The organism is Acinetobacter lwoffii, from assembly GCF_024129735.1.
Classification (GTDB): domain Bacteria; phylum Pseudomonadota; class Gammaproteobacteria; order Pseudomonadales; family Moraxellaceae; genus Acinetobacter; species Acinetobacter lwoffii_H.
This window is the reverse complement of record NZ_JAMXXK010000018.1, coordinates 20,010-34,958: the sequence shown is the minus strand read 5'-3', so window position 1 is coordinate 34,958 and position 14,949 is coordinate 20,010. Positions and strand designations below refer to the sequence as shown.

The following is a 14,949-nucleotide window of genomic DNA, read 5'->3' as shown; positions in this document are numbered from 1 at the left end:
TGCTACCATTTAAATTTTATGAATGATTTCCCCCAAGTAATAGTTTTTGACGCTTTTGGAACTCTTGTGAAAATTGGTGAGAGCCGATCTCCATATCGTAAGTTGATGAAATGGTTGAAAGATAATGGTAGAAAACCAGGCACAAAAGACGCCAATATTATTATGTCTAATGCTGTTGATATTGAGCAATTGACTAAGCTCTTTGGAAAAGTGATTCCAGCACCACTTTTGAATGAAATTAATGATGATCTACAGTTTGAGGTAAATACAATCGAACTATACGAAGATACTGTTCATACACTTAGAAGTTTAAAAAACCTTGGCTTCAAAATCGCGCTCTGTTCTAACCTGGCAATGCCTTATGGCGAAAGACTTAAAACACTGCTTCCTAATCTATTTGATGTGGTTATTTTGAGTTACGAGGTAGGAGCAATAAAACCTGAACATCACATCTATGAAGTAATACGAGAGCAATTAGCCTGCCAAATGCCAGATATGCTATTCATTGGAGATAATCCTCTTTTAGATGTGGGTAATCCCCCCTAAAAATAATAGGATCTAAAAGTAGAATTTTCTCTTAAGATACGAGCAGGAGATTCTGCATGAAAACATCTAAATTTACTGACAGTCAGATCATGTCCATCTTGAAACAGGCAGAATCTGGCACACCTGTAGCGACCCTTTGCCGTGAACACGGCATGAGTAATGCTACCTTTTATAAATGGCGTGCCAAATATGGTGGTATGGATACATCATTAATGGCTCGACTGAAAGAGCTAGAAGCCGAAAATACCAGACTTAAAAAGATGTATGCGGAAGAGCGATTAAAGGCCGAAATCATCCAGGAAGCGATGGCAAAAAAGTGGTAAAGCCATCTTGCCGGCGTAAGATGGCACAACAGGCAGTTGCCCAGCATGCCATTAGTATTCGTTTGGCTTGTAAAGCATTTGGCATTAGTGAAACCTGCTACCGCTATCAAGCCAAACTCAGCGATGACAATGCACTCATTGCTGAACAGCTCATTGAACTCACTGAGGAAAATTCCGATTGGGGCTTTGGTTTGTGCTTCTCGTATTTACGGCATGTTGAGAGTTGCTGCTGGAATCACAAGCGGGTTTACCGCATTTACTGTGAGTTGGCACTGAATCTACGTATTAAACTGAGAAGAAGACTAAAACGGCATGCGCCTGAACCATTGAAAGAACCAATCCGAGAAAATCAGGTTTGGTCATTAGATTTTATGCATGATCAGCTTTCCGATGGTCGCAAGTTTCGATTATTGAATGTGATTGATGATTACCGCCGCGAAGGCCTAGCCATTGAAGCAGGGTTCTCATTGCCCACAATCAGGGTTATTCGTACGTTGAATCAATTGCTGGAGTGGAGAGAAAAACCGTTAGTGATCCGATGCGATAATGGTCCCGAATTTATCAGTCACGAATTTGTGCGCTGGGCTACTGAGCACGGTATTCGTATTGAATATATTCAACCGGGTAAGCCACAGCAGAATGCGTATATTGAACGCTATAATCGGACCATACGTTATAGTTGGCTGAGCAAGCATTTATTTGATACTTTGGATGAAGTACAAGATTATGCAACAAACTGGTTGTGGCATTACAACCATGAAAGACCACATCAAGCTAACAAAGGAAAGCCACCTCTAATGGCTGCTTAACCTCTACTTTTAACTTCGGTTATTTATGGGAGGATTACCGTTACCTGAATTTGTCATACACGAGATTTGACATTGACTCGTTACTATTCTATTTAGCCTACAATGTTGAGCGGTTTGAAAAATATGTATCTGATTTGGATTTTAAGGATCAATCTCATATTTTTTGAATTTTTATCACTTTCCATCTTGGTCGTAGCATTTTATCCTCTCCATAAATTACTCTTGCATTTACCTTGCAATCTTCAGTTATGCTGTGTTTTTCTAACAGGTATTTGGGAACATAGTAATCTCCAATGAAGGCAAAATCAGGCAAATCTTCTTCTTCGTAATCACCTTTGTATTTTACTTCCAGTAAGCCAGTAATGTCCTTTCGTAAGTTGGGATTAACTCCTTCAGTTAATTCAATAGACAATATTTTTACTCTTGATTTTTTGTCCTTGTCAATTTTTGTAGCAAATGTAAGTTTGATAAAATCGCCTTCTTTTGGTCTTAGATTTGTTTCTGTGAATTTGACAATTCCTTGTAATTTGGGCGAAATTATAAAGTGAAATAATTGCTTTTGTTCGTTCACACCATCAACGATTGCAATTTGAGTCTGGAATTTTGCAATGACAGAACCTTTGTCAATTTTCTGAATTTGTCGCAGTTCTGTTCTGTTTTGCTCTTTTACTTTTTTGATGTAACTTTTTGCTGTTACAAAATCTCCAATTTGTAGTTCAGGTTTTATTTGAGGAAAAAATACTTCTTTATTTTCTGTTGTGATTGCGTGAATGATACCTTTTTCTTTGTTAATGTAATCAACAAAAGCAAAAGTATCTTCTAATATTTCCCAATATTTTTTTTCTGATTTTTCAGCAATAAGCGGAATATACTTGTATTCTGTAATAACGTTTTTACCAAACCAAGAAAATCTGTTTTCAACTTCTTTTTTGATTTCTTGTTTGTGAAATTTGAACTTCAAAATTTGTCCTAATTCTGATTGTTTCAAGACTTCAAAACGATTTTTACTAATTGCAAATTCTATTGTTTTGCCATCAGTAAAAGCCAAACGGTCTTTACCTTTGTCGTCTTTCCACTTATCTACTAAAACAACTTCTGTCCAATCAAAATCAGCATAGGCGAAGTTTTCAGCAAAAGGGATGTATTTTTTGTATAGTTCTTGATTGTCTTTTAAACTTTGTTTAACCGAACTTGCTTTTTGAGATAATTCTTCAAAGCTTGGCGACAATTTCCAACCTTTTATTTCTCTATGTTTCTTATACGTTTCAAGTTCTACAAGTGCATTATCTAATAGATTTTCTTCAATTAACACTTTTGCTAAACCTAAATGAATATCGCCTAAAAAATCTTCGTTTTTTTCTAAACGCAATGCTTTTGAAAGCATTCCGATTTTCAAAGAATTATCGGAAATGATACAATCTGAAAACTCTTGCCAAACATAATGTTTATTGGAAAGTTCCAAAACAAGTTGCTTGTATATTTTGATTGCTAATTCTAATTCATTGTTTTTGAAATGAAGTAATGCCTTTTCTCTCAACAACCACTCATCATCAAGAAACAATTTGATTGCAGTTTCATACGGTTTGATTAGCCAAGATAAATCTTGTTCAGATGTTTGAGTTTTCAGAATTTCAAAAGTCTTTTTAAGTGCTTTTGTTGCTAATGGTTTGTATGTGTGTTCGTCTTTTTTTGTTTCCTTCCAATCGTCAGTTCTTAAATTTTCTGGATTCCAATTTTTGAAAAAGTGGAGAAAACGCCATTCGTCATTTTCTTTCATAAACCTTTCAGCAAGATTTAAAATTTCGGAATGCCATTTTGATTGTCCGTGTTTGGAATAATTGTTATTGTATTGCTCAAATAAATTCCACAATTCAGAAAATTTATTTTCCTTGTGTGCATTGAAAATGTTCCAAAAAATGGTTTCTCTGAAAAAGTCTAAAACAGTTTCTTTGTTAAGTTTTATTTTGCTTAAAAACTCCTCTATGTGTATTTCGGTGTTGGAGTTTACAAACTCTCTGCAAATGCGTGAAATAAGTGAGGGAATACTTTTTCCGTCTTTATGTCCATCGTGTAAATCTTCGTGGCGAAAATTGTCAGGATTCCACAAAAGAAAAAAGTTGTAAAACTTAAAGTCGCTGTGTGTTTTAGAATAGTTTAAAGCAAAATTTAAAATCATAGAATGAAGCATTGACGGTCTTTCATTCTTTAAGTTCATATAATCTCTAAAAAACGTTCTTACCTCAACCGATGAAAGATTACTTTCTTCTGCTTTTATGTATCGGTAGATTACCCAACCGTAACTTTCGTGATGTAGTTCTGTTAGTCTGTTTTGAGCAATCAGGTTTTTAAAAATCGCTAATGCTTCTTTATTACTACCGTTTTTGCTTAATTCTTCCGCTCTTTGAACCTCCGAATAATTTGTGTCAATCTTAGGACGAAGAAAGTTTTTTTGATTTTCAATTATATCGTCTTCATAGCCTTGAAAGTCTATTGAATTAAGTTCGTTAAAACAAATTCCTGCTTGGTGTAAATTTCTTTCTGCTACATAAAATTTACATAGGTCTATTAGAACCCAAGCAAATGCTTTTTGAATCCATTCATCATACGGCTCTTCCGAGTATAAGTTTCTTGCGACACTTAAAGCACTATTCAATTTATTCAGTTTTTCAATTCCGGATAAATTCTGCGATTCTTTGCGTAATTCAAAAATAGTTCTAGAATCCATAAATTAAACCTTTTACTTTTTCTAAAATGGTTTCAGAAGATTTTTCCAAAATTTCAATTTTTGAGAAAAAACCTTTTGTGTGATTCTGTTCACTTGTACCATACCAAACCCTAAAAGTTAAACTGTCTTTATCGCAAGTTGCACGAAAAATATCTTGATTATTATGACTTTGCATAATTTTTAGTGCAATGTTTTCATTTTCACATTTTTCAAACCAATTAGAATAAATTGCTTGTCTAAAATCAGATGGTAATTCGGGGTTGTCATTTGTTATTGAACTAACGCTTTTCTTTTGAGTTAGACAATCTTCAATAGATTTTTTTATGATATTTTCATCCGCACCATTTAAATTTTCAATACGAATATTACCAACTGCAAAATTGTCTTTTGAACCCTTATTGTCAATGTTGAGAATCAATTGCTGATTTTCGTTTTGAGGAATTGAATAATAGGCTTTTGTTAAGTATTCAGTAAACTTTTTTGTGCTTTCAAGTAAATATCCGTTTTGTTCAATCAACTTGGAAATTTCACAAATTGCTCCAACAACATTTTTGTTTACAATTGATTGTATTTTTTCTACAAATCTTGCTTCAACTTTGTAATCTTCAAAAATCAAAAATTGTTTTGATTTTATTGAAACTCCATTTGTGGAATTGTCTTCAAAAACACAATTCATAAAAGGATTTATTATTTGAGGAGAAATTATGTTAACGATTTTTCCTGCTGTAACACCACTATATAACCAACGGAAATAACTATCATTTGTAATTCCGTCATTTTCTTTACGGTGTCCTTTTATAATAACTTCGTTATAATTAGAACCTATTGCTTTATGAACTGTAATTGCCCAACCATATTTTACAAATACTGCATTTACAAATGGGTCGGTGTCTTTTACGTGGAAAAATATATTTCTATCATACTTTTGCTTATAGAATTTGAGAACATTTTTTGCCTCGTCTTGCTCTTTCTTAAATTTTCGTAAATCGCTGTGATTATTCTTAATGAACAGTTTATCTTCTTCTGAAAGCACTTTGTAGCGGGTATCTTCCAATAATTGACGATATTCCTGACTGTCAATAAATTTCTTCTTTGATTTTTCAGCATTTATTTTTCTATTTACAAAAACTCTGAAAGCAATCTGTTCTTCTCTTGATAAATCATCTTCGCTATTGAAAAAGTTATCCAATATCCAAACATCTGTTTCAGGCAAACCAACCACACTCAAGCATTTGACAAATATTTTTGTAAAAGATAGAACTATTGGATTTTTTGATTGCTTTATTGGAATAGTTTCCTGTGTTGTTTCTTTAATAGCAAGAACAGTAAAAAACATTCCATTTACAATTCGTCTTGGAATTTGGAAACCGCTTTCATCGGGAATAGAAACATTGTTGTTTACAATGAGCAAATCATCCGTTGCCAAATTTTCTCCATTTTTCAGGCATTGTTTTTTAATCCACTTGTTCGTTTTCAAACAATCTTTTTTTGAGTAGAATAAAACAGCTTTATCAGGTTCATTTGAAAATGGTTTAGCAAACCATGAATGTAGATTTTGGATTCTTTGATTACTGTCTTGTAAATCAATTAAAGTTGTTTGATCAAAACTATAGTTCAAATTATTAAAAAGTGAATTTTCAATGCTGTTTGCCAAATCAGTTCTCAAATTCTCTTTTCCATTTGAATAGTTTTTATCTATAGACTTGCGAAAGTGCTTAATTTTTTCTTTATCGTATAACTCAGATAAGGTTTCCAAGTTCAATGCAGAATCTTCATTTTTTCCAAAAGTTAAAGAATAAGGATCTCCAATAAATACAACCTTGCGATTACTTTCAGTACCTATAAATTTGATGATATCTTCTAATAATCGACCAGAACCAAATCGCAACAATTCTGATTGACTAAGGCTACGACTTATCAAATGAGCTTCAGCAATAATAATTAAAGCTTTTTCATCGATATCATTGCTTTTTTTCAAAGAAATAACTTCCTGCAATGCTTCTTCTTGTTCCTCTTTTTCTAAATCTTGAGTTTGCTCTTCAATAACAGAGCCATCATAAATAACATTGTAAATTCCTTCTGTTTCAATATCACTTCGTATTTGGATCTTCTTACTGATTCGCGCAGAGTGCGACCATTTTTCAATTTGAGGAATATTATGATTTACTGCTTCGTTTGCTATAAATCGCAACCAAGAATCTCTATCATCAACGTTCATAGATTCTAAAACAAGAATCCCTCCATTTTCTTCCTTGAGAAAATCAACTATATTTTTCTCTATATCATTGTCTATTCTAATGATCTCTTTTTTAATTATTTTTTCAGGGATAGAAATTTCTAAGCTTTTATCCCATCTTTCTGCAGGGAAAATACTTTTCAAGACTTTTGCGATGTCTTCCTCGTAAGTATTATCACTAGCAAAATCATAAATAAAATTAGCTAATTCTAATTCTTGGATTAGTTTGTAGTAGGGGAGATTTCTTGGAACCTCATTGTGAACTTCGATTGGTCCAGAAAAAATATTTGCAATACAGACTCTTGCTGGGTTTATTCCATTCAAATATTTATTATTTTCTAATATTTCTCTAAAAGCATTACGATAGGAAACTAATTGTCTAAATGGGTTGATAAAACTAGCACCCGCCTTTATCTCCAACCTACTTCTATCATTTATACTTTCATTATACCATTTGTTCGAACTGAACTCGTTTGAATTTTGGGGTAATTTGATTATTCCTTTATAATCTTTAAAATCAATAAGTATGAGGCCGTTGCTATAGTATAATATAGCATCAGCACGGAAACGATAATAGGTTTCGTTAAATGGATTCCCAATAAGTATTCCATTGTATCCATACTTATTAAAAGATATCTCAATTATTTCAGCAACTCTACGGAATTGTTCGTTTTCGTGGGTGTGCTCAGTTCTGTTATTAAATACTTTAAGCATACTTGCGTTATCTTAATTGAGTTGGGGTAGCAAAAATAAAATAATGATCATTTATTGATCTATACTTTATCGGTTGAATTTTAAAATGATTCTTTGATTAGCGTATTGTATAACATTACTAATGTGAGAGGTTTTGTTAGACAAAGACTTGAAATGTAAAATTAACCTAATTGAACAAATGATCCTAGCCAAAATAATGGACTCATCGCCGCTCTAAAGATAACGTAAAGTTAACTTTAGAGATGTACAGTGTAAACATTTATTCCTAGTTTTTTTGCAATGATTAAAGTAAGTTTACTTCAAAGATTGAGTATCTTTTCCATCCTTTGTAACCACCCATTAAACTCATCATCAGATTGGTTCAATAAAAAGCGTGTACACAGTGCACTGGGTTATGTATCGCCTTTTGAGTTTGAAGCAATGTACTATGATAAGATTAACCCGTTAGGTCAGGTGGCCTAACTTAAATAAAAAAGTCTCCGACAAACCCGGTACGGTTCAGATTATAAATATAGCTCTATATTGGTACTATTTTGTCTAAAACAAAAGGGTGTGCTAAAAATCCAATAACTACGTTTTCAATTTCCAATTTTTTTAGATTTGAACGTACCTCATCAGAAACGAATACTTTCCTTTTATCATCAATAATATAAGAGAAATAATAGGTTTCTAGATCACCATTTGATGATGTGACGACTTTATTCGTTACAACTAAACCATCAGAGGTCTTTATCGAAGTCAATGTTTCTATTTTTTCTAATGCCATTAGCGTACGTTCTTTATTTAGAGTTAACTTATTTTGCATATTAAATTTATTACTTGTAACTATCTAATAGTTTTTTTGTAACAAGATAATTTGGCAAAAAATGAGTTATGTGCTTAAAAAATAGTCTCTTATTGTTACAGAAATATAAATAGAGTTAAAATATAAAAAATTACTTTAATTAATTGATATAAAAAAATTAAAAAATAATTATAGTAAAGATTAGTGAGCAAAGTCATCTTAGTGGGTACTTTGGGTAAAGATCCGGAAACCAAAACTTTTGCAAATGGTGGCTCTCTCACTCAATTTTCGATCGCAACCAGCGATTCGTGGACAGATAAAAGTACCGGTGAACGTAAAGAACAAACGGAATGGCACCGTATCGTGTTGCATAACCGTTTAGGTGAAATTGCGCAGCAATATCTTCGTAAAGGCTCAAAAGTATATATTGAAGGTTCATTACGTACCCGTCAGTGGACTGACCAGAATGGTCAGGAACGCTATACGACGGAAATTCGTGGTGAACAAATGCAGATGTTAGACTCTAGCCGTCCTCAAAATGATCAGGGCGAGAGCAGCTTTAACCAGCCACGTTTTAATAACAATAATCAGGCGAACAACAACCAGGGCGGTTATGGCAATAACCCGCAATCGGGTTATGGTTCAGCACCACAGCAAGGCGGTTTTAACAACAATCAGGGCGGCGGTTATGGCAACAATAACCCGAGTGGTTTTGCGCCGAAATCTGCACCTGCTCCAACAGCAGCGCCTGCAGCAGATCTAGATGATGACTTACCATTTTGAGATGTAGGTCAAAAAGGTAAATCATCATTAAAACCCACCTGAATTGATCTGACCCCCAAAAGTTAGACAGTAAGTTAGGCAATTTCTAAGAACTGATTTCTGTATTCTACAGGGGTCAGTCCTTTTAATTTAACCTTGATTCGCTCATGGTTATAATAGTGAATATATTCTTTCACTTTTTGCTCCAATTCATCAACTGATTTAAATTCTTCTCCATAGAAACATTCAGATTTAAGTATTCCAAAGAAACTCTCCATAGCAGCATTATCTAAACAATTCCCCTTACGTGACATACTTTGGGTGAGCCCTCGTTCTGCTAATTGTTTCTGGTAAAATCTCATTTGATATTGCCAACCTTGATCAGAATGGATCATTGGCTTCTCATTTATATTGAGTGTCTCTATAGCTTCTTTAAGCATATCTTTGACCAGTCCAAATACTGGTCTACGTTCCATTTGAAATGCAATGATTTCACCGTTAAACAGGTCCATGACGGGAGATAAGTAAAGCTTGTCACCCCGAATATTAAATTCAGTCACATCAGTAACCCATTTTTGATTAGGTCGCTCAGCCTTGAATTGACGCTGCAATACATTGTTTTCAATTTTACCCACTTGCCCTTTATACGAACGGTATTTCACAACCCTAATACGTGATTTAAGCTTCATAGATATCATCAATCGCTGTACACACTTATGGTTCACGATCAAGCCTGTATTTCTCAATGCAAGCGTAATTCTGCGATACCCATAACGCCCTTTATGCTGATGATAGATCACTTTGATTTGCTGTTTTAAATCACTGTATTTATCATTGAGTTTTGATGACTTCTGATGATAGAAATAGGTACTACGCGCCATCTTAGCTGCACATAGCACATGCTTTAGTGGGTAGTTTTGCCTTAATTCAGATATGAATCTTGCAGCTGTTGCTGTTCGACTTTTTCCTGTTCTTTCTGCTTCTGAATCAAGGCTCTCCGCTTTTTTAGGAAAGCAACTTCAGCACGTAGATATGCCAACTCCTCAAGCAGTTCCTCATGGGTTTTATCCTGATCTGCTTTAATTGTCTTAGCTTTGGGCATCTTAGGCTTCGGCATACTGTTAAGTTTTCCTCTAGGCTTTGGTTGCAAACCCTCTATGCCATTTTCTTTATATTGTTTCAACCAATCTCTTAACGTGCTTGTTTCATTAATATCAAAGCGTTGCATAGCTTCTCTTAATGAAATGCCTTCTTCATGTATTACTTTGACAACTTGATACTTAAACTCAACCGTAAAAGTTGTTTTAGATCTTCTACGTTCTAAGCCTACCAGACCATAAAGTTTAAATGCTTTACTCCACTTTTGAACATCTGATCTATGAACATTAAAAAGTTGACCTGTCACAGAGTCACCATGACCAGACAAGTAATGTTCAACAACTTTTAATTTGAATTCTTGAGAATATTTAGCCATTAAAAAGCACCCTTCAAATTAGACTAAGAGTGTCCAACTTTCGGGGTGCAGATTAAATACGGTGGGTTTTTTATGTCTTGAAGATTGGTATTAAGTTTATATAAGCCCATGATTTATTAAAATATTAAGAAGTGTTAAAGCATGGCGTTATTTTGATCAGAACAGCTCTACATCGAGAAAATAAATAAGATGAACAATACTCATAGAAATTTATGATCTAAAAAAGCGATCATTTTTATAAAAACTTGCGGTTTTACCTATTTCGAAATTTTTCGTATTCTAGCTTCACAAGATAAGCAATCCCAGAAATAAGCCAGAGGAAATATCTCATGAGTTTAATCAATACTGAAATCCAACCATTCAATGCAACTGCTTACCACAATGGTCAGTTCATTGAAGTTTCTGAGCAAGACCTGAAAGGTAAATGGTCAGTGGTGTTTTTCTATCCTGCAGATTTTACCTTTGTTTGTCCAACTGAATTAGGCGATCTTGCTGATCAGTATGCTGAATTCCAGAAAATGGGTGTAGAAATCTATGGCGTGTCTACCGATACTCATTTCACCCATAAAGCTTGGCATGATACCTCTGACGTGATTGGTAAAATCCAGTATCCATTGATTGGTGATCCAACCTGGACATTGTCTAAAAACTTCGAAGTACTGATTGAAGCTGAAGGTCTGGCAGATCGTGGTACTTTCGTAATTGATCCCGAAGGTAAAATCCAGATCATTGAAATCAATGCGGGTGGTATCGGCCGTGATGCACAAGAGCTTCTTCGTAAAGTGAAAGCTGCACAATATGTACATGCGCACCCAGGTGAAGTTTGTCCGGCAAAATGGAAAGAAGGTGAAGCAACACTTGCTCCATCAATCGACCTGGTGGGTAAAATCTAATTCAAACCTAATGCTTTGAAGCAAAAAATCCAGCACAAGTTGCTGGATTTTTTATTTTTTTAGTTTAGATATTTATGAATTCTAGACAAAAACATCATGCTGTTTGATTCCGATTTGAGAACACAATGAGGATTGATGAATTGCACTCTATGCTTTTTAAGCGGCATATTAGAGGCAATCAAGTAAGCTCAGTACCATGCTGCATGATCAACTAGGGCTGAAAACAAAGAAGCCTCTGCTTTCGCAGAGGCTTTTATTTTATAAGGCGCTGTAGTTTCTTGTCGTTTTAAACAATTTTCGCATAAACGCATCTGAATGGAACCGGATGAATTTATGGTTTTCTTATGCTGCGAATCATAGGTATTTAAAAAGTATTTGTCAACCAAGGATTATAAAAATGGTTAATTAAATTATTTGTTTTTAAAGCGAATTTTCAAGTTTTTAGATAAAAATATGAATAAAATCTTAGATTTGATGGAATTTTAACTAAGGCAGAAAAATGAATAAAAAGCAGGTGAAATTGAACAAAAAGGCCTTTACGAAAAACATATATTCTGGAAGATTTTAATAACCTGTTTGATTGGCGCATGGTACATAATTTCTGTAGTTTTTCAATGACGGATGATCAGTTTGGATATCGCAGTAATTGGTAGTGGCATGGCCGGACTGGCTACAGCCAGAATTCTCCAGGACGCAGGGCATCACATCACGATTTTTGAAGCACTTCCAGGTCGCGGCATGGACAGTCATAGCCTTGAATTTGAAGGGGGCCTGATTGACGCACCTTTACGTGTGATGAACCCCTATCTGTGGAAAAACACCCTGAGTCTAGCCACACATCTGGGCATTAAAACTTATCCGGTGCGGACCTATATGGCCTGCAGCTGGTTATTTGAAGATAAAACTGAAACCTGGCTGACCACATCGCGTAGCCGAATTGGCAATATCCCGATCATCAATAACCGGAAAGGCCTGCAACAATATGGCTGGCGTCTGGTCAAAGGCCTGTTGCAGTTAAAAGTTGCATTGACCAAATTCTTTAAATCAAAAAATCAGGACATCAGCCTGGCAGAATTTATCAATCGTAACGAGATTGAAGAAGTGTTCTGGCACGGTGCGGTGATGCCGGTGCTATATACCATCTGTACCTGCAATCCGAAAACCATTGGTGAATGGCCAGCTAAACCGTTGTTAATTTTTCTGCGCCAACTGACCGATGGTGATGCTTTACTGCGTCTGCAAGGCGGTACACCGGCACTGGTCGACAAGCTGATTGAAGGCATTCATATTGAAGACGGTTCAGCAATTACACTGGTACAAGAGCAGGGCGATCAGGTCAAAGTTGAAAATGCGGCCGGTTATTCAAAACTGTTTGACCGGGTGATTGTCGCGACACCGACCACCAAAATTGAGGAGTTCCTGGATCCAGAACAGTTTGCCAGTGAAATTGAATTATTGAAGAAATTCAAATTCGAACAGGGTGAACTGGTCATCCATACCGATGCCAGCGTGATGCCGCCAAAGCGTAAAGACTGGGCCGTACTCAGCTATATGATGGATCGTAAATTTACCCGTCAGCAATTTACCGTGTGGCTTAACTCGATTGAACCTTCTCTGGTCGGCAAGTCGGCCGTATTTCAGACCTGGCGTCCGGTGACCGACATTGATCCGAAAAAAGTGATCAAATCGGTGATGCTAACGCGTGCAGTGGTCGATGCCAATACCGTGGCACTGAATAAGGAATTGCAGCAACGTCATCTGGATGCCAATCGTAAAGTCTTCTTCTGCGGTTCATGGTCATGTGATGGTTTGCCAATTCTGGAATCAGCAGTGACCTCAGCGATGAAAATTGCGGAAATTTTTGGTGCACCTTTACCATTCCAAGGTTTAAAACCTGTGGTCGAGGTGGCTCCGCAACTGGGTTATTAATCCATGCAATGGCTTCAGGCAATTCGTCAGCGTCTTCCCCAGCACAAGTATGCGATTGATGCCGCTGTGTTAGGCGATCACGCGCAATTGCCCTGGAGCAATTTAGGGTATTGGCAAGCAGGTCAGCAGGATTATGCGGCTGCCTGTCTTATGCTGGCCGATCACCTTGCACAAACTGTAAATTTAAATTCAAAAGATAAACTGCTGGATCTAGGCTGCGGTCAGGGCGCCAGCTTGCTGTACTGGCAGCAACATTATCAGGTGCAATATCTGGCTGGTGTCGAACTACAGGCTGCTTGTGTAGCTAATATTCAGCAGCATTTGCCAGAACTGAATGCTATTTATCAGGCATCATTTTTGCGTTTAAAAGAATTGCCGTTTTCCCAGCATTTTGATGTGGTGTTGTGCCTAGATGCAGCCTATCACAGCCCTGTACCTGTATTCTTGGAGCAGGTTCGCAGTGTTTTAAATTCAAATGCGCGGATTGGTTTTCATCATCTGGTGTTGTCCGAGCGCTGGGAAAATTTAAATGCATTACAACGGCGTAAATATCAGTTTTTATTGAAATCTGCCGATGTGAATTTAAAAGACTTAATGGCAGTGGGGGCATTGTATGCCTGTCTGGATCGTTTTGAATTTAAAAATATCCAGATTCAGGATCTGTCCGAACCAGTATTTTCCGGCTTTGCTGATTATGTGCAACAGACTTTGAATTCAAAACCATCAGATGATCAGGCTCAAGGCTCAAAACTGGATCATTTTAAAATTCAGATGACAGCGAAACTATGCCGAAAATTATATCAGGAAGGGATCGTGAGATATGTGCAAGTAACAGCACAATCGAAGCACTAGAAAGTGCAAGAAGACTCAGCTGAAAATACCAAAACCCAGAAACATCAAAGCCTCACTAAAAAGCGAGGCTAAGATATGGTGCCGGCACACGGATTCGAACTGTGGACCTACTGATTACAAGTCAGTTGCTCTACCAACTGAGCTATGCCGGCATGGTGGAGTGCATTTTACAGATTTTTTTTGGTCACGCAAGCCAAAAAATAACCGTTTAAACTGTTTCGGCAGGATTTGTTTATTTTGACCCGATGGATGAAAAGTTCTGTTTTGGGCTATGCGCAAAGAAATCGCCCATATGTGAAGATATGGGCGAGGGTGAAAGCACAGGATTGGTTCTGGATATGAGTCGGTTATAAGGTTTATCTGTTTTTCAGGATGCGATCTAATTCTTGTGCACATTCCTCTAAAGTAAAGGCCATATCAAACTGCATTTGAGGTTTGAGTTCTTGAGCGAGGCTTCTCCACTGTTCGATGAGTCTCAAGGCTTTTTGAATTTTATGTTTATTGATGTCCTTGGCAATGGTTGGGGTATAACCGCCACGTTTTGCATTTTTAATCTGTTTGGCATAGTTTGCGCTGTTATTCATGTTCACTCTCCGAATAGCAGTGTATCTATTTTTTAACTTCAAATTTGAATGGCTCGGTTTACTTGGTTATTTCTTTCTATCCTGTGGTTTTTATTCTCCTTTTAGTTAATTTATAAGCAACATAACATAGCTTTGATGACAATAAAATTAAGCTATTTCTATGCCAGTTTTTTTGTTTGAATACATAAATAAAAACCTGAAATGAATGGCGTACAGAAACTGCACAATTCATCAGTTTTTTGGCTGATGAAAAATGAAAATTTTAAAAAATAGAATTAAGCGTAAGTGTTGTGTTGCAAAAGGTTTTTATGAACGAGG

The 14,949-nt window shown here is 36.0% G+C and carries 11 protein-coding genes and 1 tRNA gene; 6 read left to right on the top strand and 6 right to left on the bottom strand.

What is annotated here, in order from left to right; translation table 11 throughout:
- Positions 1–18: 18 nt before the first annotated feature.
- The gene (locus tag NI469_RS07090; protein ID WP_253174725.1) at positions 19–546 is read left to right on the top strand and encodes an HAD family hydrolase; all 528 of its coding nucleotides are present in this window, start codon (positions 19–21) and stop codon (positions 544–546) included.
- A 56-nt stretch (positions 547–602) separates the two neighbouring features.
- Positions 603–1,678, top strand: a protein-coding gene (locus NI469_RS07085; protein ID WP_253174724.1) for an IS3 family transposase whose coding sequence is annotated in 2 segments (ribosomal slippage) — positions 603–855 and positions 855–1,678 — 1,077 coding nt in all. Because the reading frame shifts where the segments join, the coding sequence is not laid out codon by codon here.
- Positions 1,679–1,832: 154 nt separating this feature from the next.
- On the opposite strand, the gene NI469_RS07080 is transcribed toward NI469_RS07085, so the two are convergent.
- From NI469_RS07080 to NI469_RS07070, 3 genes are all read right to left on the bottom strand, one after another.
- Positions 1,833–4,403, bottom strand: coding sequence for a DUF7017 domain-containing protein (locus NI469_RS07080; RefSeq protein WP_253174723.1), 2,571 nt, complete (start codon positions 4,401–4,403; stop codon positions 1,833–1,835).
- Positions 4,393–7,353, bottom strand: coding sequence for a P-loop NTPase family protein (locus NI469_RS07075; RefSeq protein ID WP_253174722.1), 2,961 nt, complete (start codon positions 7,351–7,353; stop codon positions 4,393–4,395). The genes NI469_RS07080 and NI469_RS07075 overlap by 11 nt, the downstream gene beginning before the upstream one ends.
- A gap of 517 nt (positions 7,354–7,870) precedes the next feature.
- Positions 7,871–8,158, bottom strand: a complete 288-nt coding sequence (locus NI469_RS07070; RefSeq protein WP_180074839.1) for a hypothetical protein — start codon at positions 8,156–8,158, stop codon at positions 7,871–7,873.
- Positions 8,159–8,341: 183 nt separating this feature from the next.
- On the opposite strand from NI469_RS07070, the gene ssb reads away from it, so the two are divergent.
- Complete coding sequence (gene ssb / locus NI469_RS07065; protein ID WP_253174721.1) at positions 8,342–8,920, top strand: single-stranded DNA-binding protein; 579 nt, start codon at positions 8,342–8,344, stop codon at positions 8,918–8,920.
- 74 nt (positions 8,921–8,994) lie between these two features.
- Here the strand turns inward: ssb and NI469_RS07060 are convergent.
- A protein-coding gene (locus NI469_RS07060; protein ID WP_420909174.1) for an IS3 family transposase occupies positions 8,995–10,373 on the bottom strand; the annotation gives its coding sequence in 2 pieces (ribosomal slippage) (positions 8,995–9,899 and positions 9,899–10,373; 1,380 coding nt in all).
- Positions 10,374–10,702: 329 nt separating this feature from the next.
- On the opposite strand from NI469_RS07060, the gene ahpC reads away from it, so the two are divergent.
- The 3 genes from ahpC (at position 10,703) to NI469_RS07045 (ending at position 14,047) form a co-directional block, all read left to right on the top strand.
- Complete coding sequence (gene ahpC / locus NI469_RS07055; protein ID WP_004647278.1) at positions 10,703–11,266, top strand: alkyl hydroperoxide reductase subunit C; 564 nt, start codon at positions 10,703–10,705, stop codon at positions 11,264–11,266.
- A gap of 621 nt (positions 11,267–11,887) precedes the next feature.
- On the top strand, positions 11,888–13,195 hold the full coding sequence (locus NI469_RS07050; protein WP_253174719.1) for an FAD-dependent oxidoreductase: 1,308 nt from the start codon (positions 11,888–11,890) through the stop codon (positions 13,193–13,195).
- A 3-nt stretch (positions 13,196–13,198) separates the two neighbouring features.
- Positions 13,199–14,047, top strand: coding sequence for an SAM-dependent methyltransferase (locus NI469_RS07045; protein ID WP_253174718.1), 849 nt, complete (start codon positions 13,199–13,201; stop codon positions 14,045–14,047).
- Positions 14,048–14,123: 76 nt separating this feature from the next.
- Here the strand turns inward: NI469_RS07045 and NI469_RS07040 are convergent.
- Positions 14,124–14,199 (bottom strand) — tRNA-Thr (locus tag NI469_RS07040).
- Positions 14,200–14,403: 204 nt separating this feature from the next.
- Positions 14,404–14,631, bottom strand: coding sequence for a hypothetical protein (locus NI469_RS07035; RefSeq protein ID WP_004647282.1), 228 nt, complete (start codon positions 14,629–14,631; stop codon positions 14,404–14,406).
- Positions 14,632–14,949 lie beyond the last annotated feature (318 nt).

Excerpts from the sequence above, each read along its gene's own strand:
- NI469_RS07070 (WP_180074839.1), bottom strand. The coding sequence starts at position 8,158 with ATGCAAAATAAGTTAACTCTAAATAAAGAACGTACGCTAATGGCATTA.
- NI469_RS07080 (WP_253174723.1), bottom strand. The coding sequence starts at position 4,403 with ATGGATTCTAGAACTATTTTTGAATTACGCAAAGAATCGCAGAATTTA.
- NI469_RS07035 (WP_004647282.1), bottom strand. The coding sequence starts at position 14,631 with ATGAATAACAGCGCAAACTATGCCAAACAGATTAAAAATGCAAAACGT.
- NI469_RS07075 (WP_253174722.1), bottom strand. The coding sequence starts at position 7,353 with ATGCTTAAAGTATTTAATAACAGAACTGAGCACACCCACGAAAACGAA.
- ahpC (WP_004647278.1), top strand. The coding sequence starts at position 10,703 with ATGAGTTTAATCAATACTGAAATCCAACCATTCAATGCAACTGCTTAC.
- NI469_RS07045 (WP_253174718.1), top strand. The coding sequence starts at position 13,199 with ATGCAATGGCTTCAGGCAATTCGTCAGCGTCTTCCCCAGCACAAGTAT.
- NI469_RS07090 (WP_253174725.1), top strand. The coding sequence starts at position 19 with ATGAATGATTTCCCCCAAGTAATAGTTTTTGACGCTTTTGGAACTCTT.
- NI469_RS07050 (WP_253174719.1), top strand. The coding sequence starts at position 11,888 with ATGATCAGTTTGGATATCGCAGTAATTGGTAGTGGCATGGCCGGACTG.